Raw genomic sequence first — 24096 nt, 5'->3', positions numbered from 1 at the left:
GCAGGAAACACGAAAACCGCAGAAAGAGGAGAAAAGATCATTGGAAAAGAAAGATACAGAAAATATGGAAATGAAGAAACCGGAAGAGCAGGCAAAACCGAAGAAAAAGAAAATTATTTCCGTTGTGCGTCCGCAGAACGCAACAAGTAAAGAAGCAAAAGAGTTCACAAAGAACCAGGGACAGAAAAAAGACCGTCCGTCCCGCGGAAACGGCCGTCCGGAAGGAAACCGCAATGGAAACGGAAGAAGCGAGGACCGTCCGAACCGTGGAAACGGAAACGGCGGAAATGGAGATCGTCCGAACCGCAATGGAGACCGTCCGCAGGGAGAGCGCCGTTTCAACAATAACGGAGACCGTCCGAACCGCAATGGAGACCGTCCGCAGGGAGAGCGCCGCTTCAACAATAACGGAGACCGCCCGAACCGCAGCGGAGACCGTCCGCAGGGAGAACGCCGCTTCGGCGGAAACAATGGAGACCGCCCGAACCGCAGCGGAGACCGTCCGGGAGGAGACCGCAATAACGGCGGAAGAAGTGGAAACGGTGAGAGAAGCGGAAGACCATTCGGTGAGCGTTCCGCACGTCCAAACGGAGGCAGACCGGGAAATAATGGCGGAAGACCGTTCGCAGGAAAGGATGATGATTCCCAGAATCAGAACCGCCGTCCGGGAGGAGACCGCCGCAGAACCGAGCATAAGAGCTCTGCAGGCGATACAATGAGCCTTGGCATCAAGAAGCCAGGCCGTGATACAGGAAGAAAAGAAAAAGACAAAAACAAAGATTCTTTAAGAGAAAATAAATTCAGTGAAGACAGAGGAAGAGGCGGAAACCGTCCGAACCAGGGACATCATCAGCAGTCCAGACTCCCGAAAGCGCTCCAGAAACCAGTCAACAAACCGAAACAGGAAGCTCCGAAGGACGAGGTAAAGGAGATTACCCTGCCGGAGAAAATGACCATCCGCGAGCTGGCTGAGAAGATGAAAATGCAGCCGGCAGTCATCGTAAAGAAACTGTTCATGGAAGGAACGATGGTTACCGTAAACCATGAGATCGATTTCGAAAAAGCACAGGAAATCGCGCTTGATTATAACATCATCGCTGAGCCGGAAGAGAAAGTCGATGTGATCGAAGAGCTCTTAAAAGAGGACGAAGAGGATGAAAAAGACATGGTTCCGCGTCCGCCGGTAGTCTGCGTTATGGGACACGTTGACCACGGTAAAACATCTCTTCTGGACTGCATCCGGAACACCCATGTCACCGACCGCGAGGCTGGCGGTATTACCCAGCACATCGGTGCATACACCGTTTCGATCAACAAACAGAAGATTACGTTCCTCGATACCCCGGGACATGAGGCATTCACCGCTATGCGTATGCGTGGAGCCAATGCAACGGATATCGCCATTCTCGTTGTCGCAGCAGACGACGGTGTGATGCCGCAGACCGTTGAGGCAATCAACCATGCAAAAGCAGCCGGCGTTGAGATCATCGTTGCGATCAATAAGATCGATAAACCAGGCGCAAACGTAGAGCGTGTAAAACAGGAGCTCTCCGAGTACGAACTGATTCCGGAGGACTGGGGCGGAAGCACCGTATTCGTTCCGGTATCTGCAAAGAACAACGAAGGTATCGACGATCTGCTTGAGATGATCCTTCTGACTTCCGAAGTGCTCGAGCTGAAAGCAAACCCGAACCGGAAAGCAAGAGGTCTTGTCATCGAGGCTGAGCTGGATAAAGGAAAAGGACCGGTTGCTACCATTCTGGTACAGAAAGGTACCCTGCATGTCGGCGATTACATCGCAGCAGGCGCATGCTCCGGTAAAGTCCGTGCGATGATGGATGATAAGGGACGCCGCGTCAAAGAGGCAGGCCCGTCTACTCCGGTTGAGATTCTCGGACTTTCCGATGTTCCGAACGCAGGAGAGATCCTCGTTCAGACCGATAACGATAAAGAAGCAAAGAACTTCGCAGCAACCTTCGTGGCAGAGAACAAGAAGAACCTGCTTGAGGAGACAAAAGCGAAGATGTCCCTGGATGATCTGTTCAACCAGATTCAGGAGGGTAACTTAAAAGAACTGGCACTTGTTGTCAAAGCCGATGTACAGGGATCTGTCGAGGCAGTAAAACAGAGTCTTGTCAAACTCTCCAACGAGGAAGTTGCCGTACGCGTCATCCACGGCGGTGTCGGTGCGATCAACGAGTCCGACGTTATGCTGGCAACCGCATCTTCCGCCATCATTATCGGATTTAACGTACGCCCGGATGCGAACGCAAAATCCATGGCAGAGCAGAACGGCGTAGACATCCGTCTGTACCGTGTCATCTACCAGGCAATTGAGGATGTTGAGGCAGCCATGAAGGGTATGCTTGAGCCGGTTTACGAAGAGAAAGTTATCGGCCATGCCGAGGTACGTCAGCTCTTCAAGGCATCCGGTGTCGGAACGATCGCCGGAAGCTATGTACTGGACGGAACGTTCCAGAGAGGCTGCAAAGTTCGAATCAGCCGCGAAGGAAACCAGATCTTCGAAGGAAATCTGGCATCCCTCAAACGTTTCAAAGACGATGTCAAAGAAGTGCGCTCCGGCTATGAGTGCGGTCTTGTATTTGAAGGATTCAACGATCTTCAGGAGTTCGATCAGGTCGAGGCTTATATCATGGTAGAAGTGCCGAGATAGAAATGAGGAATTAAGTTGAGAAAAAACAGTATTAAAAACACCAGGATCAACGGGGAAGTACAGAAAGAGCTTTCCAACATCATCCGGAACGAGATCAAGGATCCGCGCATCGGAATGATGACCTCTGTCACAGCGGCAGAGGTAGCGCCGGATCTGAAGACGTGTAAAGTATATATCAGTGTGTTTGGCGATGATGAGGCGAAGAAAGAAACCATCCGCGGCTTAAAGAGCGCGGAGGGCTTCATCCGCCGTATGCTGGCCAAGACCATTAACCTCCGCAATACACCGGAGCTGACCTTTGTCCTGGATGAGTCGATTGAATATGGCGTTACGATGTCGAAACTGATTGATGAAGTAACACACAAAGAAGACAAAAAGGATGAGGAAAATGAAGAAAATTGATGAAATTCTAAACGGAGTCTCCTGCATGGCCATCGCCGGACACGTTCGTCCGGACGGTGACTGCATCGGTTCCTGCCTGGGATTATACCAGTATCTTCGCGACAATCGGCCGGAGATTCAGGCAGATGTCTATCTTGAGGATCCACGGCCGGAATTTTCCTATCTTCCGGGCTTTTCTGAGGTAAAGACAAGCTGTGAAGAGAAAGCGTACGACCTTGTGGTCCTTCTGGATGTATCCAGCGAGGAGCGCATCGGCGTTGCCGCACCGCTTCTTGCAAAAGCGGGAAAGACGATCTGCATCGATCACCATGTGACGAATACAGAATATTGCGAAATCAATCACGTAGAGCCGGATGCAAGCTCTGCCTGCGAGGTGCTGTTCGGGCTTCTGGAGGAAGAAAAGATCTCCGAGCCGTGCGCCGAGGCGCTGTACACCGGTATTGTGACCGATTCCGGCGTATTCCAGTACAGCAGCACCTCTCCGCACACGATGCGGGTTGCGGCCGCTCTGATGGAAAAGGGAGTTCCGTTTACCAGAATCATCGAGGATGCATTCTTCAAGAAAACATACGTACAGAACCAGATTATGGGACGCACGCTGACAGAGAGCATCATGCTTCTCGACAAGCAGTGTATTGTCGGTATCGTGCGGAAGAAGGTCATGGACTTCTATGGCCTGACAACGGGAGATATGGACGGCATTGTCAGCCAGTTAAAAAATACAGAAGGCGTTCACGTAGCGATCTTCCTGTATGAGCTGGAGCCGCAGGTCTTCAAAGTAAGCCTCCGCTCCGACGAGCTGGTTGATGTGAGCAAAATCGCAGCCGTATTCGGCGGCGGCGGCCATATCCGTGCGGCTGGCTGCACGATGTCAGGTTCTCCGTATGATGTAATCAACAATCTGACTCTGTATATCGAAAAACAGCTTCTTGCAGAAGAGGAAGAAGAGACGACAGAGGAAGAAGCATAAACAGGAAACAGCCGGGCGCAGAAAATATATCCACGCCCGGTTTTCTTGTGAAAAAGAGGGAGACAAAACAACATGATAAACGGAGTTCTGAACGTATGGAAAGAGGCGGGATTTACGTCGCATGACGTGGTTGGGAAGCTGCGCGGCATCCTGCACCAGAAAAAAATCGGCCACACCGGAACCCTAGACCCGGATGCGACGGGCGTGCTTCCGGTCTGCATTGGAAAGGGAACGCGTCTCTGCGATATGCTGACCGATGAAACGAAGACGTATGAAGCGCTGCTTCACCTTGGAATCGCAACGGATACGCAGGACATGAGCGGAACCGTGACAGCAGAAGCGCCGGTGACCGTGACGGAAGAAGAGGTGCGGGACTGCATCGCCTCGTTTGTCGGGGAGCAGCAGCAGGTGCCGCCGATGTATTCCGCGCTGAAGGTTAATGGAAAGAAACTCTACGAGCTGGCGCGGGAAGGCATCGAGATCGAGAGGAAGGCCCGCACGGTGCACTTTTACGAGATCAGCATTCTGGAAGTGAAGCTTCCGCTGGTGCGCATGGAGGTAACGTGTTCGAAGGGAACGTATATCCGCACCCTGTGCCACGATATCGGCGAAAAACTGGGCTGCCACGGATGTATGGAGCAGCTGATCCGCACGAGAGTCGGCCAGTTTGACCGAAACGGAGCGCACACGCTTGACGAGATCGCAGCGATTGTCGGTGAGGGCCGCCTTTCGGAGATCCTCGTGCCGGTCGATGAAATGTTTGCCGCGCTGCGCAGCTTTGCGACAGCGGACGATCATGCGAAAAAGCTTGCGGAAAACGGAAATCCGCTGAAACCGGCGCAGATCCGCGAAATCGGGGAAACTGCTTCCGGCGGGGACTTCGCAGAAGACGAGGAGTTCCGCCTTTATCTCGATGGCGGAACGTTTGTCGGTATTTATCAATACAGACCATCACAAAACTTAACCAGACCGGTCAAGTTATTTCTGGAGAGAACATGAGATATCTAACAAAAACACTGGATTTTGACAGCAGAGGGGACAGCGTTGTAACCCTGGGAAAATTTGACGGCCTCCACCGGGGGCATATGCTTCTGATCCGTCGTGTCCTTGCAATCGGCAGAACGGAAGGACTGGAAACGGTTGTGTTTACGTTTGACGTGCCGCCGCAGTCGAAAGTGCAGCATGTCAAGCCGCATCAGCTGCTGACGAATGAGGAGAGAAGAGCCCGCCTCGAACAGCTTGGCATGGACTGCCTTGTGGAATGCCCGTTTGTGGATGAAGTGATGCACATGACGCCGGAAGCCTTTATCAAAGAGATTCTGGTGGATAAGCTGCACGCGAAAAAAGTTGTTGTGGGAAAGGATTTCGGTTTTGGCTACAAGAGAAGCGGCACAGCCGAAATGCTGAAAGAAATGGGCCCGTCCCTTGGTTTTGAAACCGAGATCATCGAAAAAGCAGAGGAAAACGGCCGCGAGATCAGCAGCACCTGGGCACGGGAAGAGCTGGAACAGGGCAATATGGAAGCCGTGAGCGGTCTGCTCGGCTACGATTACGCGGTTCACGGCGAGATTGTCCACGGTCATGCACTCGGCAGAACGATCGGCGTGCCGACCATCAATCAGATCCCGCCGGCAGAAAAGCTGCTTCCGCCGTTCGGCGTCTACGTTTCCGAGGTGAAAATCGAAGGAAAAATTTATTACGGTATCACAAACATCGGTGTTAAGCCGACGGTACAGGAAAAATTTACCGGCGTGGAGACGAATCTTTTTGACTGCAGCGAGGATCTCTATGGAAAACAGGCGGAGGTTTCTCTGTTAAAATTCCTGCGCCCGGAGCAGAAATTTGCTTCGATCGACGCGCTGAAAAACCAGCTCGATCATGATGTTGCGGCAGGAAAAAAATATGTAGAAAAAAAGTTCGCTCAGCAGTGAAACACTCGCTGTTTCGCTGCGTAAGAAAGTGATTCAGGTGTGAGCAGCTCTCCTTTTGCGAAGCAAAACTTAAAATGAGAGCTGCGAAAGTTACAGTTCGGAGAACTGTAACTACGTGAAAATTCATCGCGAAAACATCTGATTTTAGTATTTACAATTCGAAAAGCGTATGCTATACTAATCGAGTATGCGGGACAAAAAAGATCCCCGGACCCTGATTCAGAGGCAGGACACTCCGACCACTTCTTAGTCAGCGGTGCAATCAAAATAACAGGAGGAATTTAAAATGATTTCGAAAGAAAAAAAACAGGCAATCATCAAAGAGTATGCAAGAACTGAGGGAGATACAGGATCACCGGAAGTACAGGTAGCTGTTCTTACCGCAAGAATCGAGGAGCTCACTGAGCATCTGAAAGTTCACCACAAAGATCATCACTCCAGAAGAGGTCTTCTGAAAATGGTTGGTCAGAGACGTGGTCTGCTTGACTACTTAAAGAAAACTGATATTGAAAGATACCGTGCTTTAATCGAGAAGTTAGGAATCAGAAAATAATCAGCTTGGAACAACGGGCGGGATACATTTTCCGCCCGTTTCTTTGCTTGTAAGATCAAAGACGCAAACGACATGGAGCCATTCTGAGCTGCATTGCATCCGTAAGAAGCTGCCAGTGGCAGGTTCTGGAGGTGCAGGAATTTTATCCGAGACCACTGAAAAACACATTGAAAAGCTGTATCCTGTCCGTATTCCGGTGTGCTTTTCAGTTGTTTCGGAAATTCTGCTCAGAAGAAAAAAAGGAGATTATTTATGTACAAGAGTTTTTCTATGGAACTGGCAGGCAGAACCCTGACCGTAGACGTAGGCCGTGTAGCAAAACAGGCAAACGGCGCAGCATTTATGCATTATGGCGATACTGTAGTTCTTTCTACAGCAACTGCATCTGAGAAACCGCGTGACGGCATCGACTTCTTCCCATTAAGCGTTGAGTACGAAGAGAAGATGTACGCCGTTGGAAAAATCCCGGGCGGATTCAACAAAAGAGAAGGAAAAGCAAGCGAGCACGCAATTCTGACCAGCCGTGTCATTGACCGTCCGATGCGTCCGCTGTTCCCAAAAGATTACCGCAACGATGTTACATTAAACAACATGGTAATGTCCGTAGATCCGGAGTGTGATCCGGAAGTAGTCGCAATGCTGGGTTCCGCAATCGCAACCTGCATTTCCGACATCCCGTTTGACGGTCCGTGTGCCATGACTCAGATCGGTATGATCGACGGCGAGTTCATCGTAAACCCGACTCTCGCACAGAAAGCCGTATCCGACCTGAAACTGACCGTAGCTTCCACCAGAGAGAAAGTCATCATGATCGAAGCCGGAGCAAAAGAGATTCCGGAAGCAAAAATGATTGACGCCATCTACAAAGCACACGAAGTAAACCAGGAAATCATCAAATTCATCGACAGTATCGTAGCAGAGGTTGGAAAACCGAAACACGCTTATGAGAGCTGCGCTATTCCGGAAGAGCTGTTTGCAGCGATCAAAGAGATCGTTCCTCCGGCAGAGATGGAAGAGGCTGTTTTCAGCGATGATAAACAGACAAGAGAAGAAAACATCCGCGTCATCACCGAGAAACTCGAGGAGGCATTTGCCGACAACGAAGAGTGGCTGGCAGTATTAGGCGAGGCTGTTTACCAGTATCAGAAAAAGACCGTTCGTAAGATGATCTTAAAAGACCACAAACGTCCGGACGGCCGTGCGATCACAGAAATCCGTCCTCTGGCAGCAGAGATTGACATTATCCCGCGTGTTCATGGTTCCGCTATGTTCACCCGTGGACAGACTCAGATCTGCAACGTAACAACACTGGCTCCGCTTTCCGAAGCACAGAAGCTGGACGGACTGGATGAGTTCGAGACCTCCAAACGTTACATGCATCAGTACAACTTCCCATCCTACTCTGTAGGTGAGACAAAACCGTCCCGCGGACCGGGACGCCGTGAGATCGGCCATGGTGCTCTGGCAGAACGTGCCCTGGTTCCGGTACTTCCGACCGAGGAAGAGTTCCCGTACGCAATCCGTACCGTATCCGAGACCTTCGAGTCTAACGGTTCTACTTCCCAGGCAAGTATCTGTGCATCCACCATGTCTCTGATGGCTGCCGGTGTACCGATCAAAAAACCGGTTGCAGGTATCTCCTGCGGTCTGGTAACAGGCGAGACCGATGATGATTACCTCGTACTGACCGATATCCAGGGTCTCGAAGACTTCTTCGGTGACATGGACTTTAAGGTAGCTGGTACCCACGACGGAATCACTGCAATCCAGATGGATATCAAGATCCATGGACTGACCCGTCAGATCGTAGAAGAGGCGATTGCCAGAACGAAACAGGCAAGAGAGTACATCCTGACCGAGGTTATGGAGAAAGCGATCGCAGAGCCGCGTAAGACGGTCGGCGAGTTCGCTCCGAAGATCATCCAGATGATGATCGACCCGCAGAAGATCGGTGAAGTTGTCGGCCAGAGAGGAAAGACCATCAACGCCATCATCGATGAGACCGGCGTAAAGATCGACATCACAGACGACGGTGCAGTTTCCATCTGCGGAACCGAGCAGGCTATGATGGATCAGGCAAAGAAATATATCGAGATCATCGCAAGCGACTTTACCGAGGGACAGATCCTGACCGGAAAAGTTGTCAGCATCAAAGACTTCGGTGCTTTCCTTGAGTTCGCACCTGGAAAAGAAGGTCTGGTACACATCTCCAAGCTCGCCAAACAGCGTGTTGAGAAAGTAGAAGACGTTGTCAGCCTTGGCGATGTTGTAAAAGTAGTCTGCATGGGCAAAGATAAAATGGGCCGTGTAAGCTTCAGTATCAAGGATGTTCCGGCAGACGCGAAATAAATAGATCTGCCAGACGATAAAGAGCGGGGAACACAGAAAAAGGGATCTGTAAAACGGTTCGTTTTTCTGTGTTTTCTTATGTCCAATAGGAGTGAAAGCTATGAGATACCATAATATAACGAAAGACGATATGCTGAACGGAGACGGCCTGCGCGTCGTGCTCTGGGTCGCCGGATGCGGTCATCACTGCAAGGGATGTCAGAATCCGATTACCTGGGATCCAAATGGCGGCATCCCGTTTGATGACGCGGCAAAGGCAGAAATTTTTGAACAGCTGGACAAGGACTACATTTCCGGCATCACCTTCTCCGGCGGAGATCCGCTGTATGAGGCAAACCGGGCGGATGTGACGGCTCTGGCAAAAGAGATCAAGGAAAGATATCCGAAAAAAGATATCTGGGTTTATACCGGATATGAGTGGGAATCCGTCTGTGATCTGGAACTGATGGATTACACGGACGTGGTTGTGGACGGTCGCTTTATTCTTGCCCAGAGGGACGTTACCTTGGAATGGAAGGGCAGCCCGAATCAGAGAGTCATTGATGTGAAAAAGACGAGAGCACGCGGCGAAGTCGTACTGTTCGGCGAAAAGTAGTCACGCAAAAAGAAAAGGAGACGCTTTATGGAAACCATTAAAATTCAGTATTTAAACGATGAAATTGAGCGCCTGCGCTATATCGACGGAAAGTCTGACTGGATCGACCTGCGCGCGGCAGAAGAAGTAGAGTTAAAGGCCGGAGAATTCAAACTGATCCACCTCGGCGTTGCCATGCAGCTGCCGGAGGGCTACGAGGCGCATATTGTGCCGAGAAGCAGCACCTTCAAGAACTTCGGTATTATCCAGACGAACCACTGCGGTATCATCGACGAGAGCTACTGCGGACCGAACGACTGGTTCTACATGCCGGCGTATGCCCTGCGCGACACCGTGATTCATGTGAATGACCGCATCTGCCAGTTCCGCATCGAGAAACACCAGCCGACCATCGGCTTTGAAGAAGTTGACCACTTAAACGGCGAGGACCGCGGCGGAATCGGAAGTACCGGAAAAAGATAACAACAGACGAAATAAAAAGAGCCTCCGGGTGTCAGAAAATCTGACATTTCCGGGGGCTTTTTGTTGCGGGCACACCAAACATGTACATGGTATATCAAACACGATCCGGATCCGGCGAATCTGGTTTATGTTTTGAATGCTATTGTTTCATCTGTACCGTATTGTTTGTGATTTTGAATTTTTTGAAACTGTTGATAAAACTTGAAATCCTGCTATACCCATACTGCTTCACATCGAAGCCCGGGAAACGGTTCCGCAGGGCATCGTGAATAATGCTGAGGTTGTCGATATGGCCTCCGTTGGAGCAGATCAGATCCGTGATACATTTTTCGATCTGCTGGCGCGATACGGTGTTCTGGCGTTCCTTTACGAGGTAATTATGACCGGTTTTCAGCACTTCGATATCGTTCATGCTTTCTAGAAACGTGGAAAGTTTGGAATAACCGTAATTTCGAACGTCAAACTCTGAGAATTTCTTCTGCAGGATACTGCCGATCTCACTAAGTGTCGTATTTTTTCCGTGATCATTGTTCTCTGTCAGTACACGGGAAACCGTCCGCTCGATTTCTGCCTTGCTTGTAATGGAAGGGGTTTCGTCCTGAGAAGTGCCGTAGCGCGCCGGATTTTCCGAGACAGCGGTAATCGCAGGGGAGATATCGTCCTCGTTCTGGGAGATCACCTCAAGAATTTTAAAGGCATCACACGCCACACGGAACGACGATGGAGTCTTCTGCTCACCCATACCGAGCACGAACATTCCAGATTCGCGCAGCCGCTGTGCCAGCTTCGTAAAGTCGGAATCCGAGGAGACCAGGCAGAAGCCCTCCACATTTCCGGAATAGAGAATGTCCATCGCATCGATGATCATCGCGGAGTCAGTCGAGTTCTTTCCGTTCGTATTGCTGTACTGCTGGATCGGGTTGATCGAGTAGCGTAAGAGCTGCTCCTTCCAGCTTTTCTTCGAGATATCGGTCCAGTCCCCGTAGATTCTCTTGTAAGTAGCGACGCCCTGGTCCGAAACCTCGTCCAGGATATATTTGATGTATTTCGGGGAAACATTGTCCGCATCGATCAATACGGCAAACCGGCTGTCTTTCTGTTCCATAGATTCTGTCCTTTCTGCGGCTTGAATAGTTACGAAAATAGATACCTCTAGTTTAGTACATTTCAGCCCACAAATCAACCGGGAGTTTGAAATGACAAAAAAACTTGTCAAAAGTATTGACAAATAAAGTTGTCAATGGTAGAGTAGTGGATGACAAGAAAAGTTGTCAAAAAGAGAGCTCATCTAAAAAACGTGACAAGAAAGGAGATGCTGCGATGCCGCTGTACAATCAGTTAAAAGAGTACCGTTCGAAGCTCGGCATCAACCAGACCGACCTTGGAAAAATGGCGGGAGTATCGAGACAGACCATCAGCCTGATCGAGCGGGGAGATTATTCACCGTCGGTGACACTGGCGTTAAAACTTGCAAAAATCTGTGAAGTAAAAGTAGAAGATATTTTTCAATATGAGGAGGATGAATCATGAAAGAAAAACAGGGGAACAAACCAAATTCCTACGGAAAGTTGATGAAACGGATGCTGATTTATCTGGGAATCGGCGGAGTCTGCGGTTTTTTTGTCGGAATTTTTATGACGTTCGGAGTGAAAAATGGCATGAGTGATCTGAGCGATCTGGTCCGCCCGCTGGCACTGCCGATCATTGCGGTAATTTTCGTTGTAAGCATTGTCCTGATGGAATTTTACAGCCGGAAATTAAAAGATACGATGAAGCATCTCGAAGAAGCAGAGGATGAACAGTACGAAGTCTTAAGCTATGAAGAAGAGAAATACGGCGCGATGCTGATGAACTGCAATGTGATTTCGCAGGTCTGCGATATCATCGTGCTGACATTTACCTTTTCCCGTTCCTGGCTGGAAGAAGCATCGGGAAAAGAGCTCGCCGGATTCCTGGCAACCTGTGCTCTGTTTTGTATCAACTTCTTTCTCTATGGCTATTATCAGATGCGTTATGTAAAAATGGTTCAGGCAGCTCACCCGGAGAAGAGAGGCGATATGAACTCAAAAAACTTCCAGAAAGACTGGATGGCAAGTTGCGATGAGGCAGAAAAAGAGATGGTATATCAGAGTGCCTATAAGGCCTATATGGCGCTGGGCAAGATGATTCAGATCCTGCTGTGTGCGACGATGATCCTGCATCTGGTGTTCCATACCGGTATTCTCGCAGTCATTGTCGTGGGCGTCATTTATCTGACGATGACACTCACATATCATCGTTCCTGTGTAAGTCTGCAGAAAGCAAAACTGAATCTGTAATCCTGTAAATACAAAAAACTGCGTGGAATGCATTTCAGAATCGTGCATTCCGCGCAGTTTTGCGTTTGGTATGAAAAATGTCAGCTGATCGGAGCCGTCGATGTCTTTGAATCATACTTTTTGTCGATATCCTTCATGACAAACAGATACGAAACACCGGTAAAGACAGCTGCCGTCACCCAGGCTGCCGGGTCACAGAAGCAGGCGAGCGGATAGCTGATGACTTTTATGGCAATCACAGCTACAATAAGGCGCGCAAAGAGTTCAGAAACACCGCCCATCATAGGCAGAAAGCCGTAGCCGCAACCCTGCATTGCATTTCGGAAAATAAAGATGGTGCAGAGCGGTACATAAAAAAGAGCACACATATAGGAATAAGTCTTTGCCCATGGCATCATGGCGGCCATATCGACATCACCCGAGAAGAAGAGGGAAAGACATGGCTTCAGAAGAAGGAAGACGAGAGCAGCGGCTGCGATCGAATACGTGATGGAAGTCAGAAGTGCAGCGCGAACTCCCTTTTTAATCCGTGGAATATCGCCCTTTCCGAAATTTTGCCCGCTGTAGGTTGCCATCGTCTGTCCCATTGCGGAAAAGCCCTGTGTGACCAGATTCTGCAGCTTACAGGCCGCCGTAAAAGCGGCAACCGCCTCCGAGCCGAACAGGTTAATGGCAGCCTGCATAATCATTGTACCGGATGCGGTGATGGCAAACTGGAGTGCCATCGGAATGCCCATCGAGAGCTGATGGCGGGAATCTGCCGCATGAAGCTTCCAGTGGTGTTTTTCCGGCCACATATCCGGCATGGAGCGATAAATATAAAAAAGACAGAGCACAGCAGAAATTCCCTGGGAGAAAACGGTTGCATATCCGGCTCCCGCAACGCCCATTTTAAAACGAATGATGAGAAGCAGATCCAGAAGAACATTTAATACAGCCGAAAAAATCAGGAACATCAGCGGAGTCTGGCTGTTTCCTACTGCACGCAGATAGGAGGAAAGCAGATTGTAAAAAATCGTAGCGATCAGGCCACCGCAGATAATCATAATATAGGAATAAGCGTCCTGAAAAATATTTTCCGGTGTGTTCATGAGATGCAGCAGCGGCCGCATGGAGATCATGCTGAAGAACGTCAGGACAACCGTGAAAAGGAGAGCCAGTAGAATGCCGTTTGCCACACTTCGCTTTACTCCGCGCGTATCCTTTGCACCGAACCGTTGCGATGTCAGAACCGTAAAGCCTGCTGTGATGCCCTGCGCAAATCCAAGCACCAGGAACATAATCGTTCCCGTAGAACCAACTGCAGCCAGTGCATCCGCTCCGACATATCGGCCAACGATAATCGTGTCTGCCATGTTGTAGAGCTGCTGGAAAATATTTCCGATAATCAGCGGCAGCGTAAACCGCAGAATGACCGGTAGCGGACTGCCCTTTGTCATATCTCTTTCCATGAAAAAACCTCCTCGAAATGATGGTAAAATAAGTTTTATCTTCGCTTAAAACGAAAGTTATTTTATCACATTCCAAAGAGGTTGTCATACCTTATTTTGACATTTTTCCGGTAATTTTTGATTGATTGAAATCAGAAATTTTCCAGTCTGTTTTTATAGAAGTTTTTCATACACAGTTTTGATTTTTTCCGCCGTCTGCTGCAGCTTCTGCGCACGGTGTCCGAAAATCCGAACAGCAAGATCGCCGCCGGAGAGCGTCGTTGCGCCGCCGTCGATTTCCGGATCGCCGTCAAGAATTTCCCGGATTTCATTGAGAAGCGTATCCGCGTATTCTGTCCGTGAGAGAAAAAGGTTCGCCATATGCGTGTATCCCTCGTACATACCAATCCCTTCCATCGGCATCTGATCGGGCAGATAGCAGGTGTTGTCGCGGTAGATCAGCTTTTGACCGCGGAAAATCTGTACCTTTGAGGCAAAGCGGCGGTACTGGAACCGCTCTTCGTGCGCATTCCGTCCGCAGGAGATGATTTCCAGCAGAAACAGGCGGGATGTCTCGTCTGCCAGATGAATCGTCATTGTACTCGTAAAAGAAGACTGTGCAAACGGAATGACGGGCTGCGGATAGTAGTAAAGTACCGCGTGCGGATCAACCTGAACAGAAATTGTGCGGGATGCCGATCCCTCGTCCATTTTGTGGATCTTCTCAAACGACTGCGACAGGACCTCGAGATCCGCCCCCTCTTTTACATGGTAAGAAAATTCCTGTGAATCCCCTTCCATAATACCCGCGGAGGCACAGAGAGGCATGATCTGGATTCCGCCGTTCTCTTTTTCAAACGGAGCCATAATCTTGTACGGCGCCGTAAAGGAGAGGTCCTCGAGAATCGTCTTTCCGTTTTTTAACGCCGCGCAGGCCGTGATGCGGGAAATTTTTCCGAATTTGTTTTCCATAAGCATCACATTCCCTCTAAGAGCACATTTTCTTTGATCCAGGAAACAACATCATCCACATGGACATCGCCGCGGATGTTGGTGAACAGAAACGGCCGCTCGCCGCGCATCTTTTTCGAATCGCGCTCCATGACTTCCAGGCTTGCACCGACATACGGAGCCAGATCAATCTTGTTGATGACGAGAAGATCGGACCGTGTAATGCCAGGGCCGCCTTTCCGCGGAATCTTATCGCCCTCAGCGACATCGATAACAAAGATCGTGGCGTCCACAAGCTCCGGACTGAACGTAGCGGAGAGGTTGTCACCGCCGCTCTCGATAAAGAGAAGCTCGATGTCCGGGAACCGCTCCATCATCTCGTCGACGGCCTCGAGGTTCATCGAAGCATCCTCGCGGATCGCGGTGTGCGGGCAGCCGCCGGTCTCCACGCCGATGATGCGTTCCACCGGAAGGACGCTGTTCTTCGCGAGAAACTGTGCGTCCTCCTTTGTATAAATATCGTTGGTAATAACGCCAATACTGTAATCGTTTGCCATTTTCCGGGACAGCGCCTCAATCAGTGCCGTTTTTCCGGAGCCGACCGGTCCTGCTACTCCAATTTTTACGTAAGACATAACACATACCTCTTTTCCTGAAAATAATGATTGCGCGAAACAAACACATTACGACATATAAAGACGGGAATACAGTGTTTCATGCTGGATCCCGCGGATATCAAAGCCCGGCGCAGAAAGACAGAGATCCTCCGCACTCCGGTGTTCCAGATCTTTTAAAATCTCGGCAAATTCCGCATAGCATCCGCCGAGAAGCTGCTGTCCGGCGCTCTGGCTTAACGGGATCGTTTTGACGCAGTTTGTCACGATCGCGGAAGTCTGCGCATAGAGATAATGCGACAGCGCATCGGCAAGCGGAATGTTCATGGCAGCGCAGAAAACACCGTAGATACAGCAGTGGTTTATCGCCTGCCCTTTCCTGGCAGTAAGATAACGACGGAAGATCCCGTTTTCCTCTTTTGTCACGGGCAGCTCCAGCTTTTCGATCGTCTTTGCAAAACGGGACCCCATTTTCCGTGCGGCCTCCCTTTGTTCCATCGGAATCCGCGACGCTTCCAGAATTTCTTCAATCGAAAGAAGCTGTTCCAGATCCCCGTATGCGGCAGCAAGATAGGAGAGTCTTGCGGCGAGAAGCTCCGTGAAGGCAAGATTCCATCGGATTTTGTGGTGGATATATTCCTTTGCCGTCGCCTCATCGTGCACAATTCCACGCTGAATATACGTTTCGAGTCCCTGCGAGTGCGAGTACGCGCCGATCGGAAACAGGGCGTCGTTGATCTGAAGAAGATAAAAATTAAGTTCGGACATAAAAAGTCTCCTGAAAAATCATAAGATATCGAATGAGCCTGCCCGCGAAAAGGGGCCGGCCCATTCTTTTCTGCGTGCGGACAGACCGCATCAGTGATGATGATTGTGGATCGATGCGGAAATCCGCTGGTCGAAGTCGAGCTTTTTCAGTTCTTTTTCGGCCGTAACGCCGTGGAGTTTCTGAAGCATCAGAAGCATCGGCTCATTGTAAATCGTGATAAAAGTATCGTTTTCGCCCCAGAACAGCGGTGCATGGCGGTTGCCGATCTCGTAGCAGACCTTTGCCGCCTGCTTTTCGTGACCCGGAGTAAGGGAAACGCGGATCACCTCGCACGGAGGCGTATTGACGGCGATGATTTTTTCATCGTCTGCATAGAGCACATCACCCTGATACAGACCCCTTGTGAGAATGGAATCGTCCATGCGGATGCCGAGCTCCGTTCCGTGGTCGGTCGTCTTTTTATGAATCTTTTTGAAGGCTTCATGCCATTCGATATCGACGTATTCGATCGTTTTTCCGGAAGTGTCAAATTCCGAAAGTTTTCCTAAAATCTGTTCGCAAACCATTGAAAAAAGTTCCTCCTTACCGAATTACCAGATCTGAAGTAGCATCATGACGCCCGGGATCCACGCGGTGACAACGCCCTCAAATACCTGAAGGCACGGCACAAATTTTCCGAGCTTCTTTCCGCAGATATCCTCCACAAAAGAAGTACCCCAGAGAATGGCCCACAGATACCAGATGCCCGCCCAGCGGAGATCCGGCGTGATGTCAAGCGCCGCGCTTCCAATGAAGCCTTCGATCGTTCCGAAGATGACAGCGTTGACGGCAACAAAGGTCGAAAACCACGCAAAAGGGATCGGGTTGGCGTTTAAAAATTTATTGACGGCCACAAAGAGGTAAGTGAAGCAGAACAGCAGTCCCGTTCCGGCAGCGTAATAATTTCCCTGCACGAGATTCACGAAGTTGATGAAAAGGGAAAGTCCGCCGGTAAAGATATTCATTACAGCGGCCGAGCGTCCATCCACATGGTACAGGGTGCACATGCCGTTGTTGATCAGTACAATTCCTACAAATAAAAGACACACTCCAAGCATAATAAAATTCTCCTCGTATGGTTTTACAGAATGCAGAGCCGTTTAGAACAGGCTGTAAAGCTGGGTCAGCGGCAGTTTTTCTGCTGGCTTGGAAGTGATCTCCTCGCCGTCAACAGTGACCTTATATGTCTCCGGATCTACGGTAAGCACCGGCGTGCGGTCGTTCCATACCATATCCTTTTTGCTGATACTGCGGCAGCCGTGTACCGGGACAACCGTTTTTTCCAGTCCGTATGCGTCTTTGATACCGGCATCGAAAGCAGCCTGGGAAACGAAGGTCAGGCATGCCTCCTGTTTTGCTTTTCCGTGAGCGGCAAACATCGGCTGATAGCAGACCGGCTGTGTCGTCGGGATCGAAGCGTTGGCGTCTCCCATTTTCGAAGCGACGATCATACCGCCTTTGATGATCATATCCGGTTTGGAGCCGAAGAAAGCAGGATTCCAGAGCACGAGATCAGCAAATTTTCCCTTTTCGACCGAGCCGACATACTCGGAGATACCGTGGGTGATGGCCGGGTTGATCGTATATTTTGCGATATAACGTTTCACGCGGAAGTTATCGTTTTCATGACCGGCATCCTCCGGCAGAGCGCCGCGCTCATCCTTCATTTTGCTTGCGGTCTGCCACGTACGGGTGATGACCTCACCGACACGGCCCATCGCCTGGGAGTCGGAACTCATCATACTGAAAATACCCATATCGTGCAGAACATCCTCTGCGGCGATCGTCTCCGGGCGGATACGGGAATCCGCGAACGCAACGTCCTCCGGGATGTGCTTGTCGAGGTGGTGGCATACCATCAGCATGTCAAGATGCTCATCAAGTGTGTTGACAGTGTAAGGCATTGTCGGATTCGTGGAGGAAGGCAGAACGTTCGGTGCAGCAGCAGCGCGGATGATGTCCGGTGCGTGGCCGCCGCCGGCTCCCTCGGTGTGGTACGTATGGATGGTTCTTCCGCCGATGGCCGCAAGCGTATCTTCGACGCATCCGCCTTCATTCAAAGTATCGGTGTGGATGGCAACCTGGACATCGAACTCATCGGCAACGTTGAGGCAGTGGTTAATGACCGCCGGCGTTGCGCCCCAGTCCTCGTGGATTTTCAGGCCCATCGCACCGGCTTTGACCTGCTCAATCAACGGAGCCTCGTCGGAGCAGTTGCCCTTGCCGAGAAAACCAAGGTTCATCGGATATTCCTCTGCGGCTTTCAGCATCATGCGCAGATTCCACGGTCCCGGGGTACACGTCGTTGCGTTCGTGCCGTCCGCCGGGCCGGTGCCGCCGCCGATCATCGTGGTCACGCCGCTGTAGAGGGAGCAGTCAATCTGCTGCGGGCTGATAAAGTGGATGTGAGTATCGATGCCGCCTGCCGTAACGATCATACCCTCGCCGGCCAGAGCCTCGGTCGATGCGCCGACCGTCATGCCAGGAGTCACGCCGTCCATGACATCCGGGTTTCCGGCTTTTCCGATGCCGGCAATTTTTCCGTCTTTGATTCCGATGTCTGCTTTTACAATGCCTGTAGCATCCACGATCAGAGCGTTTGTGATGACAAGATCAAGGTCTCCGTCTCTGCTGCAGGTCTTGACGGACTGTCCCATACCGTCGCGGATGGATTTGCCGCCGCCGAATTTTACTTCATCGCCGTATGTGGTGTAGTCTTTTTCGACTTCAATCACAAGGCTGGTGTCGGCAAGGCGGACCTTATCGCCGACGGTCGGACCGTACATAGCGGCATATTTACTTCCGGAAATTTTTACACTCATTTTTGCTGTCCCTCCTTACAGAAATCCTTTTAACTTCGCGTTTTCCAGTGATGCGGCTTTCGTGTCAGCGGTAGCCTGTGCGCGGGTCAGGTCATTCAGACCGAAGACACGTTTTCTGCCGCCCATCTCGACGAGCTGCACCTCTTTTTCCTCGCCCGGCTCAAAACGGACCGAAGTTCCGGAAGGAATATCGAGGTGATAACCGTACGCCGTTTCCCGGTCAAAAGAGAGGCACCGGTTGACCTCAAAGAAATGAAAATGGGAGCCGACCTGAACGGGACGGTCGCCCTTATTTGCTACCATGACAGTGACTGTCTTTTTGCCTTCGTTTAATGTGATCTCGCGATCGGAAGCCATGATTTCACCGATTTTCATATGATGTCTCCTCCTTACTGAATAGGATTATGTACAGTTACCAGTTTGGTTCCATCCGGGAACGTCGCCTCGACCTGAACCTCGCCGATCATATCGGCAACGCCGTCCATGACATCGTCGCGGGTCAGAATCTTTGTGCCGAGCTGCATCAGCTCCACAACGGTCTTTCCGTCCCTTGCCAGTTCCAGAAGCTCGGAACTGATGTAGGCGAGTGCTTCCGGGTAATTCAGTTTCAGGCCGCGTGCTCTCCGCTCTTTGGCGAGATTACCGGCCATATGAAGCATCAGTTTTTCCTGTTCCTTGGGATTTAATCTCATGGTGTTCCTCCTTTTTTGCATAGAAAAAGAGCAGACCAGGGAGAAAACATTTCTGTTCAGACTCCTTTGTCTGCTCTTTCATATTTTATATCACGCATTATAACGGGTGTTTTTTATTTGGTCAAGAACTTTTTGCTATTTTTTTGATTGCTTTTTTCATGTACAGCAGAGGAAAAACCATAGAAAGCAAAGAAAAGAGGGGAAAATGCAGAAGAAAACAAAGAAAATTCTCTGAAATAAACAGTATATAACAGTTGACAACAGTAGCTGACTGTTATATACTGTTTATTGTAAAGGAGAAGAGAAACGATATGCATATTATTTTGAATCATTCCTCCATGGTGCCGATCTACGAGCAGCTCATGGAGCAGATCAAATCAGAAATTATCAATACAGCATTAAAAGAAGGAGAGGCGCTCCCATCCGTCCGTTCTCTGGCCGGGGAACTGCGGATCAGTGCGCTGACCGTCAAAAAGGCGTATGACAAGCTGGAAGAGGAAGGATTTGTTACAACGATTCACGGAAAGGGAACGTATGTAACGGCTTCCGACAAACAGCTCGCGCTGGAGGCAAGGCAGAGAGAAGCAGAGGCGGATTTTGAAAAAGCCATCGACCGTGCCCTTGCGATGGGAATGAGCCGGGAGGATATTCTGGAGACAGTAACCCTTCTTCTGGAGGAAAAATAAGGAATGCCGGAGCAGCGGCAGAAAGGAAGAGACAGACATGATAAAAATGCAGAATGTCAGAAAGGTGTATCCGGGATTTGATTTTGAGCTTTCTATGGAGATTCCGGAGGGAAGAATCACCGGACTGATTGGAAAAAACGGAGCCGGAAAAAGCACGGCGATCCGGCTGATGCTCGGCCTTGCAAAAGCAGATGGCGGAATAATCGAACTCTTTGGAAAACCGATCACAGAAATTATGGCAGAGGACCGGCAGAATATCGGCGTTTCGCTGGCAGAATCTGGATTTAACGGACAGTTTACCATCGTGGAAGTGGAGAAAATTCTGGCGAAAATGTATCCAAAGTTTGAGGAAAGCTGGTTCACCAGAGAGTGCCAGAAGCTGCATCTTCCGGAAGAAAAACAGTTCAAGGAATTTTCCAATGGAATGAAGGCGAAGCTGCGTGTACTTACCGCCCTGTCACACAAGGCACAGCTTCTGATCCTCGACGAGCCGACCGCAGGACTCGATGTGGAAGCGAGAAATGAGATTCTCGACCTGCTGCGCGAATACGCGGCCGAAGATGAGAGCCGGACGATCCTCATTACGTCCCACATCGCCTCCGATCTCGAGCATCTCTGCGATGACATTTATCTGATTCACGGGGGAAAACAGCTCCTGCACGAGGAGACGGATGTGATTCTCGAGCAATACGGTCTCATCAAGGCAGACGAGGCGCAGTATGCGGCGCTCGACAAAGAATATCTGCTCGATACCCAGAAAGAACCGTATGGCTATGCATGCCTTACCAACGACAGAAAATATTACGAAGAAAACGTTCCCGACCTTGTAGTAGAGCGGGCCGGAATTGATGATGTAATTTTGATGATGACAGGAGGAGAAAAAAGATGAGTGGATTATTAGAGAAAGATATCTGTCTGCTGTTAAAAGGCCATCGCAACACGATGATCCTTTTCCTTATGATCTGTGTATTCCTCGGACTTAGCCAGACGGACACCTTTATTCTGGGCTATTTTCCGTTTCTGATGATCGTTCTGCTGATCGGAACGCTTTCCTGCGATGAAGCGGATAACGGACTGCCGTTCCTGTTCACACTCCCGATTGACCGGAAACTGTATATCCGCGAAAAATACCTGTTCTGCGTGGCCGGAACCGTAGTATCGTTTGTCCTCGCCTGGGCGTTATACCTGGTATCCCTGCTGGTGCACGGCGTTTCGAATGTATCTGGTGTTCTCTCGGAAAATGCGGGAATGATACCGGTCTTTCTGGCGGTATTTTTCATCACCATTTCCATCATGATTCCGGTGCAGATCAAATGCGGAGCAGAAAGCGCACGGGTCATGATGGCAGGAATCTGTTTTCTGTTTGCCGGTGTGATTCTGTTTGTGCAGAAAGTCGCAGGAGAAGCGACACTGGATCAAATCACGGAGCTGATTGGCACCATTACGGGCACAATTCCGGGCCAGGCAGGAATTTTTACTGCAGGCATCGTGGTTTTGCTGATTTCGTACCGGATCAGTGTAGGATTTATGGAGAAACAGGAATTTTAGAAAAAACGAAAGACGTCAGATTTCATTTTAAAACGTGAAATCTGGCGTTTTTGCTGTGATAAAATTTGCAGAAACTTGAAAAAAATGGCATTGTATGGTATTCTTTACAGGATGTTGCTTAAAAATTATATAAGAAGAAACAGAGGAAAAAATGAAAAAATTATTTGCACAGATTGTGAAATTCGGTATCGTCGGCTTCATCAGCTTTGGTATTGATTACGTGACCGGACTGATCGTTCTGAACCTTGTTATGGCGCTGACCTCCAGTTCATATTTTGAAATGGCATCGCTTGTCGGTTCTGTTGCCGGATTTACTGTGTCCGTCATCGCTAATTACATTTTAAGTTTCAAATTTGTCTTTGAGCGAAAAGAAGACCTGAACAAAAAAGTCGAATTCATTACCTTCGTCGTCCTTTCCCTGATCGGAATGCTGCTGAACAGCTTCCTGATCTGGATTGTAGTAGGACCCATCTACCGGGGGAGCACTGCACTGCAGCAGCACATCGGCTACAACCTGATTTACACCATTGCAAAAGTCTTTGCAACTGCGGTTGTCATGGTGTACAACTTTATTACCAGAAAAATCTTTCTGGAGAAGAAATGATTCTGAAAAAAATCTGAAAAGAAGGCAGCGGAGAAAAACGCTGCCTTCTTTTCAAAGAAAGATAAAAAGGAAAGGCTGGTGAAGAGAGAATGAACCTTCCCATTCAACTACAGGCAGGATTGTACCTGTATCTGATCTGTATTAATATGATCACCATAGCAGTCTATGGCATCGATAAACGAAACGCTGTGCATGGAAAATGGAGAATCCGTGTCTCGACGCTTCTTACCCTGGCCGCAGTCGGCGGTTCGGCAGGAGCACTGCTGGCGATGCACCTGTTCCATCACAAGACAAGAAAAAAGAAGTTTACCATCGGCGTTCCGCTGATGCTGCTGGTGCAGATCGCGCTTTTTTTCTTTCTTGTGAAAGCAGATTTTTCGATCTCAATCTGAGAAAGAAAGGTGATGAAAATGGAAATGAGCCGTCCAGTCCTTCGGCGGCTATGCAGACGCACAGCTTAGCCGCCTGCAAAATGCGTTGGCGCGCGGCACTTTCTTGCAGAGTGAGAAAGAACAGCATATTTATGAAATGCTTTTAGATATGTAAAAACATCTGTCCAATAGGGCAGATGTTTTTACGTGTGCCATTATTGTGACAGATGATATAATATTATGATAAAAAGCGGCGAAAAGGTAAGATACATATAAAATGATCAAAAGGAGAAAGAATGGGAACTGATCATAAAGAAAAACTGATTCGAGTGTTACAGATTTTAGAGGAAACAGATGAAAAAAGTCCGATGAATGCGACACAGATTTTGAAATATCTGGAAGAGGAATATCAAATAGAACAGGTCGATCGCCGTTCTGTTTATCGTGATATTAAAATGCTGCAATTTTGTGGTTATGAAATATATCAGTGTGCGGATAAAAAGATGGGCTGGTATATGAAAAAACATATATTTTCGGACTGGGAAATTAAAATTATGTTGGATGCAGTACAGCAGGCAAGATGCATTTCTGCAAAGGAAGCAAAGGAATTGAAAGAACGACTATTGGATCTTACAAGTAAGAGAAGTCGAAGCAGATTTTGTCATATGATGACACCCAAGGCAGGAAACATGGATTCTGATAGGGAAACAGGATACTACATTGAAACAATGCTGGAAGCTATGTATCTCCATAAAAAAATTGAATTTCAATATACAGAAGTAAATGAGAAGTTGCAAAAGGTGCTTCGAAGAGAAGGAAAAAAATATTCGCTTAATCTTTATGAAATATATTGGTCTGATAATACCTATTATTTAATCGGGGCACATGATCATTATGATAGACTTACAAGTTATAGGCTTGATCGAATTGAAAATCTGGAGATATCACAGAGTGACGCGATTGACGCTGTAGAAAAAATAGGTCCAAATCCCGAACTTATTATTCGGAAATATATTGAAGAAAGTGTAAACCATTTCCTGGGGGAAACCGTAAGAATAGAAGTGGAATATAAACCAGAACCGGCGACAAATGCAATTCTCTATGATTTTGTTGGGAAAAATGTATCGGTCCAAAAACTGGAAAATGGAAATTACAGAGCCGTTTTTTATAAAATGAACAGTGTAACTTTACTTGGATGGTTCATGAAATATATGGATAAGTTTATGGTTATAGAACCACAAATGCTGCGGGAAAATATAAAGACAAAATTGGAGAATACGTTGGAAATAATGAATAATATAAATGGATCACAATAA

Annotated in this window: 27 protein-coding genes and 1 pseudogene; 18 read left to right on the top strand and 10 right to left on the bottom strand. The window is 49.0% G+C overall.

The features are described 5' to 3' along the window. Window positions 1-64 precede the first annotated feature (64 nt). The 9 genes from infB to DWX00_RS07350 all read left to right on the top strand — a co-directional run bounded on the left by infB (window position 65) and on the right by DWX00_RS07350 (window position 9936). Window positions 65-2674, top strand: a complete 2610-nt coding sequence (infB, locus tag DWX00_RS07390) for a translation initiation factor IF-2 (RefSeq protein WP_334291847.1) — start codon at window positions 65-67, stop codon at window positions 2672-2674. Window positions 2675-2689: 15 nt separating this feature from the next. Beyond that, a complete protein-coding gene (gene rbfA, locus DWX00_RS07385) occupies window positions 2690-3076 on the top strand; it encodes a 30S ribosome-binding factor RbfA (protein WP_022462931.1) in 387 nt (128 codons plus the stop codon). Next, window positions 3063-4046 carry a DHH family phosphoesterase gene (locus DWX00_RS07380; protein ID WP_117760940.1) on the top strand — a complete coding sequence of 328 codons (984 nt, stop codon included), beginning with the start codon at window positions 3063-3065 and terminating at the stop codon, window positions 4044-4046. Before rbfA ends, DWX00_RS07380 begins: the two co-directional genes overlap by 14 nt. Window positions 4047-4118: 72 nt before the next feature. After that, on the top strand, window positions 4119-5045 hold the full coding sequence (gene truB, locus DWX00_RS07375; RefSeq protein ID WP_117760891.1) for a tRNA pseudouridine(55) synthase TruB: 927 nt from the start codon (window positions 4119-4121) through the stop codon (window positions 5043-5045). Then, complete coding sequence (locus DWX00_RS07370) at window positions 5042-5977, top strand: bifunctional riboflavin kinase/FAD synthetase (protein ID WP_055265450.1); 936 nt, start codon at window positions 5042-5044, stop codon at window positions 5975-5977. The genes truB and DWX00_RS07370 overlap by 4 nt, the downstream gene beginning before the upstream one ends. Window positions 5978-6263: 286 nt before the next feature. Continuing rightward, a complete protein-coding gene (rpsO, locus tag DWX00_RS07365; RefSeq protein ID WP_022462935.1) occupies window positions 6264-6530 on the top strand; it encodes a 30S ribosomal protein S15 in 267 nt (88 codons plus the stop codon). Window positions 6531-6782: 252 nt separating this feature from the next. Beyond that, window positions 6783-8879 (top strand): polyribonucleotide nucleotidyltransferase, encoded by a 2097-nt coding sequence (locus DWX00_RS07360; RefSeq protein ID WP_118594942.1) that lies wholly within the window; start codon window positions 6783-6785, stop codon window positions 8877-8879. A gap of 100 nt (window positions 8880-8979) precedes the next feature. Further along, complete coding sequence (gene nrdG / locus DWX00_RS07355; RefSeq protein ID WP_055228610.1) at window positions 8980-9474, top strand: anaerobic ribonucleoside-triphosphate reductase activating protein; 495 nt, start codon at window positions 8980-8982, stop codon at window positions 9472-9474. A 27-nt stretch (window positions 9475-9501) separates the two neighbouring features. Then, on the top strand, window positions 9502-9936 hold the full coding sequence (locus DWX00_RS07350; protein WP_022462938.1) for a dUTP diphosphatase: 435 nt from the start codon (window positions 9502-9504) through the stop codon (window positions 9934-9936). A 139-nt stretch (window positions 9937-10075) separates the two neighbouring features. Here the strand turns inward: DWX00_RS07350 and DWX00_RS07345 are convergent, their stop codons facing one another. Continuing rightward, a complete protein-coding gene (locus DWX00_RS07345; protein WP_118594941.1) occupies window positions 10076-11041 on the bottom strand; it encodes an NYN domain-containing protein in 966 nt (321 codons plus the stop codon). A 215-nt stretch (window positions 11042-11256) separates the two neighbouring features. On the opposite strand from DWX00_RS07345, the gene DWX00_RS07340 reads away from it, so the two are divergent. Beyond that, complete coding sequence (locus tag DWX00_RS07340) at window positions 11257-11466, top strand: helix-turn-helix transcriptional regulator (protein WP_022462940.1); 210 nt, start codon at window positions 11257-11259, stop codon at window positions 11464-11466. Then, window positions 11463-12254, top strand: a complete 792-nt coding sequence (locus DWX00_RS07335; RefSeq protein ID WP_118594940.1) for a DUF3169 family protein — start codon at window positions 11463-11465, stop codon at window positions 12252-12254. The genes DWX00_RS07340 and DWX00_RS07335 overlap by 4 nt, the downstream gene beginning before the upstream one ends. An 80-nt stretch (window positions 12255-12334) precedes the next feature. Here the strand turns inward: DWX00_RS07335 and DWX00_RS07330 are convergent, their stop codons facing one another. The 9 genes from DWX00_RS07330 to ureA form a co-directional block, all read right to left on the bottom strand. Continuing rightward, complete coding sequence (locus DWX00_RS07330; protein ID WP_118594939.1) at window positions 12335-13705, bottom strand: MATE family efflux transporter; 1371 nt, start codon at window positions 13703-13705, stop codon at window positions 12335-12337. Between the two features lie 153 nt (window positions 13706-13858). Further along, window positions 13859-14656, bottom strand: a complete 798-nt coding sequence (locus DWX00_RS07325) for an urease accessory protein UreD (RefSeq protein ID WP_055265489.1) — start codon at window positions 14654-14656, stop codon at window positions 13859-13861. Window positions 14657-14661: 5 nt separating this feature from the next. After that, the gene (gene ureG / locus DWX00_RS07320) at window positions 14662-15270 is read right to left on the bottom strand and encodes an urease accessory protein UreG (RefSeq protein ID WP_055221510.1); all 609 of its coding nucleotides are present in this window, start codon (window positions 15268-15270) and stop codon (window positions 14662-14664) included. A gap of 48 nt (window positions 15271-15318) precedes the next feature. Then, window positions 15319-16017: an urease accessory protein UreF gene (locus DWX00_RS07315; protein ID WP_055265456.1), complete on the bottom strand. Its 699-nt coding sequence runs from the start codon at window positions 16015-16017 to the stop codon at window positions 15319-15321. 90 nt (window positions 16018-16107) lie between these two features. Beyond that, entirely contained in the window at window positions 16108-16584 is a 477-nt protein-coding gene (locus DWX00_RS07310; RefSeq protein WP_055221506.1) for an urease accessory protein UreE, read from the bottom strand. Window positions 16585-16608: 24 nt separating this feature from the next. Beyond that, window positions 16609-17115: an AmiS/UreI family transporter gene (locus tag DWX00_RS07305; protein WP_055221504.1), complete on the bottom strand. Its 507-nt coding sequence runs from the start codon at window positions 17113-17115 to the stop codon at window positions 16609-16611. Between the two features lie 42 nt (window positions 17116-17157). Then, the gene (ureB, locus tag DWX00_RS07300; protein ID WP_117814401.1) at window positions 17158-18879 is read right to left on the bottom strand and encodes an urease subunit beta; all 1722 of its coding nucleotides are present in this window, start codon (window positions 18877-18879) and stop codon (window positions 17158-17160) included. 15 nt (window positions 18880-18894) lie between these two features. Beyond that, window positions 18895-19254, bottom strand: coding sequence for an urease subunit beta (gene ureB / locus DWX00_RS07295; protein WP_055221500.1), 360 nt, complete (start codon window positions 19252-19254; stop codon window positions 18895-18897). A gap of 14 nt (window positions 19255-19268) precedes the next feature. Continuing rightward, entirely contained in the window at window positions 19269-19571 is a 303-nt protein-coding gene (gene ureA, locus DWX00_RS07290; protein WP_055221498.1) for an urease subunit gamma, read from the bottom strand. Window positions 19572-19882: 311 nt separating this feature from the next. On the opposite strand from ureA, the gene DWX00_RS07285 reads away from it, so the two are divergent. The 7 genes and pseudogenes from DWX00_RS07285 to DWX00_RS07255 all read left to right on the top strand — a co-directional run bounded on the left by DWX00_RS07285 (window position 19883) and on the right by DWX00_RS07255 (window position 24096). Then, window positions 19883-20257, top strand: coding sequence for a GntR family transcriptional regulator (locus tag DWX00_RS07285; protein WP_055221496.1), 375 nt, complete (start codon window positions 19883-19885; stop codon window positions 20255-20257). Window positions 20258-20294: 37 nt separating this feature from the next. After that, the gene (locus DWX00_RS07280) at window positions 20295-21146 is read left to right on the top strand and encodes an ABC transporter ATP-binding protein (RefSeq protein WP_118594938.1); all 852 of its coding nucleotides are present in this window, start codon (window positions 20295-20297) and stop codon (window positions 21144-21146) included. Beyond that, window positions 21143-21805, top strand: a complete 663-nt coding sequence (locus DWX00_RS07275) for an ABC-2 transporter permease (protein ID WP_055221492.1) — start codon at window positions 21143-21145, stop codon at window positions 21803-21805. The genes DWX00_RS07280 and DWX00_RS07275 overlap by 4 nt, the downstream gene beginning before the upstream one ends. Window positions 21806-21956: 151 nt before the next feature. After that, window positions 21957-22409: a GtrA family protein gene (locus DWX00_RS07270; protein ID WP_055221490.1), complete on the top strand. Its 453-nt coding sequence runs from the start codon at window positions 21957-21959 to the stop codon at window positions 22407-22409. Between the two features lie 89 nt (window positions 22410-22498). Further along, window positions 22499-22801, top strand: coding sequence for a DUF1294 domain-containing protein (locus tag DWX00_RS07265; protein WP_055221488.1), 303 nt, complete (start codon window positions 22499-22501; stop codon window positions 22799-22801). 28 nt (window positions 22802-22829) lie between these two features. Continuing rightward, window positions 22830-22934 (top strand): annotated as a pseudogene (locus tag DWX00_RS20545) (nucleotidyltransferase); the annotation flags it as partial. 142 nt (window positions 22935-23076) lie between these two features. Continuing rightward, entirely contained in the window at window positions 23077-24096 is a 1020-nt protein-coding gene (locus DWX00_RS07255) for a helix-turn-helix transcriptional regulator (protein WP_118594937.1), read from the top strand.

The organism is Blautia sp. AF17-9LB (assembly GCF_003479185.1).
Taxonomy (GTDB): domain Bacteria; phylum Bacillota; class Clostridia; order Lachnospirales; family Lachnospiraceae; genus Fusicatenibacter; species Fusicatenibacter saccharivorans.
Note: the sequence above shows the minus strand (reverse complement) of the source record. Positions and strands in the feature narration are given on the sequence as shown.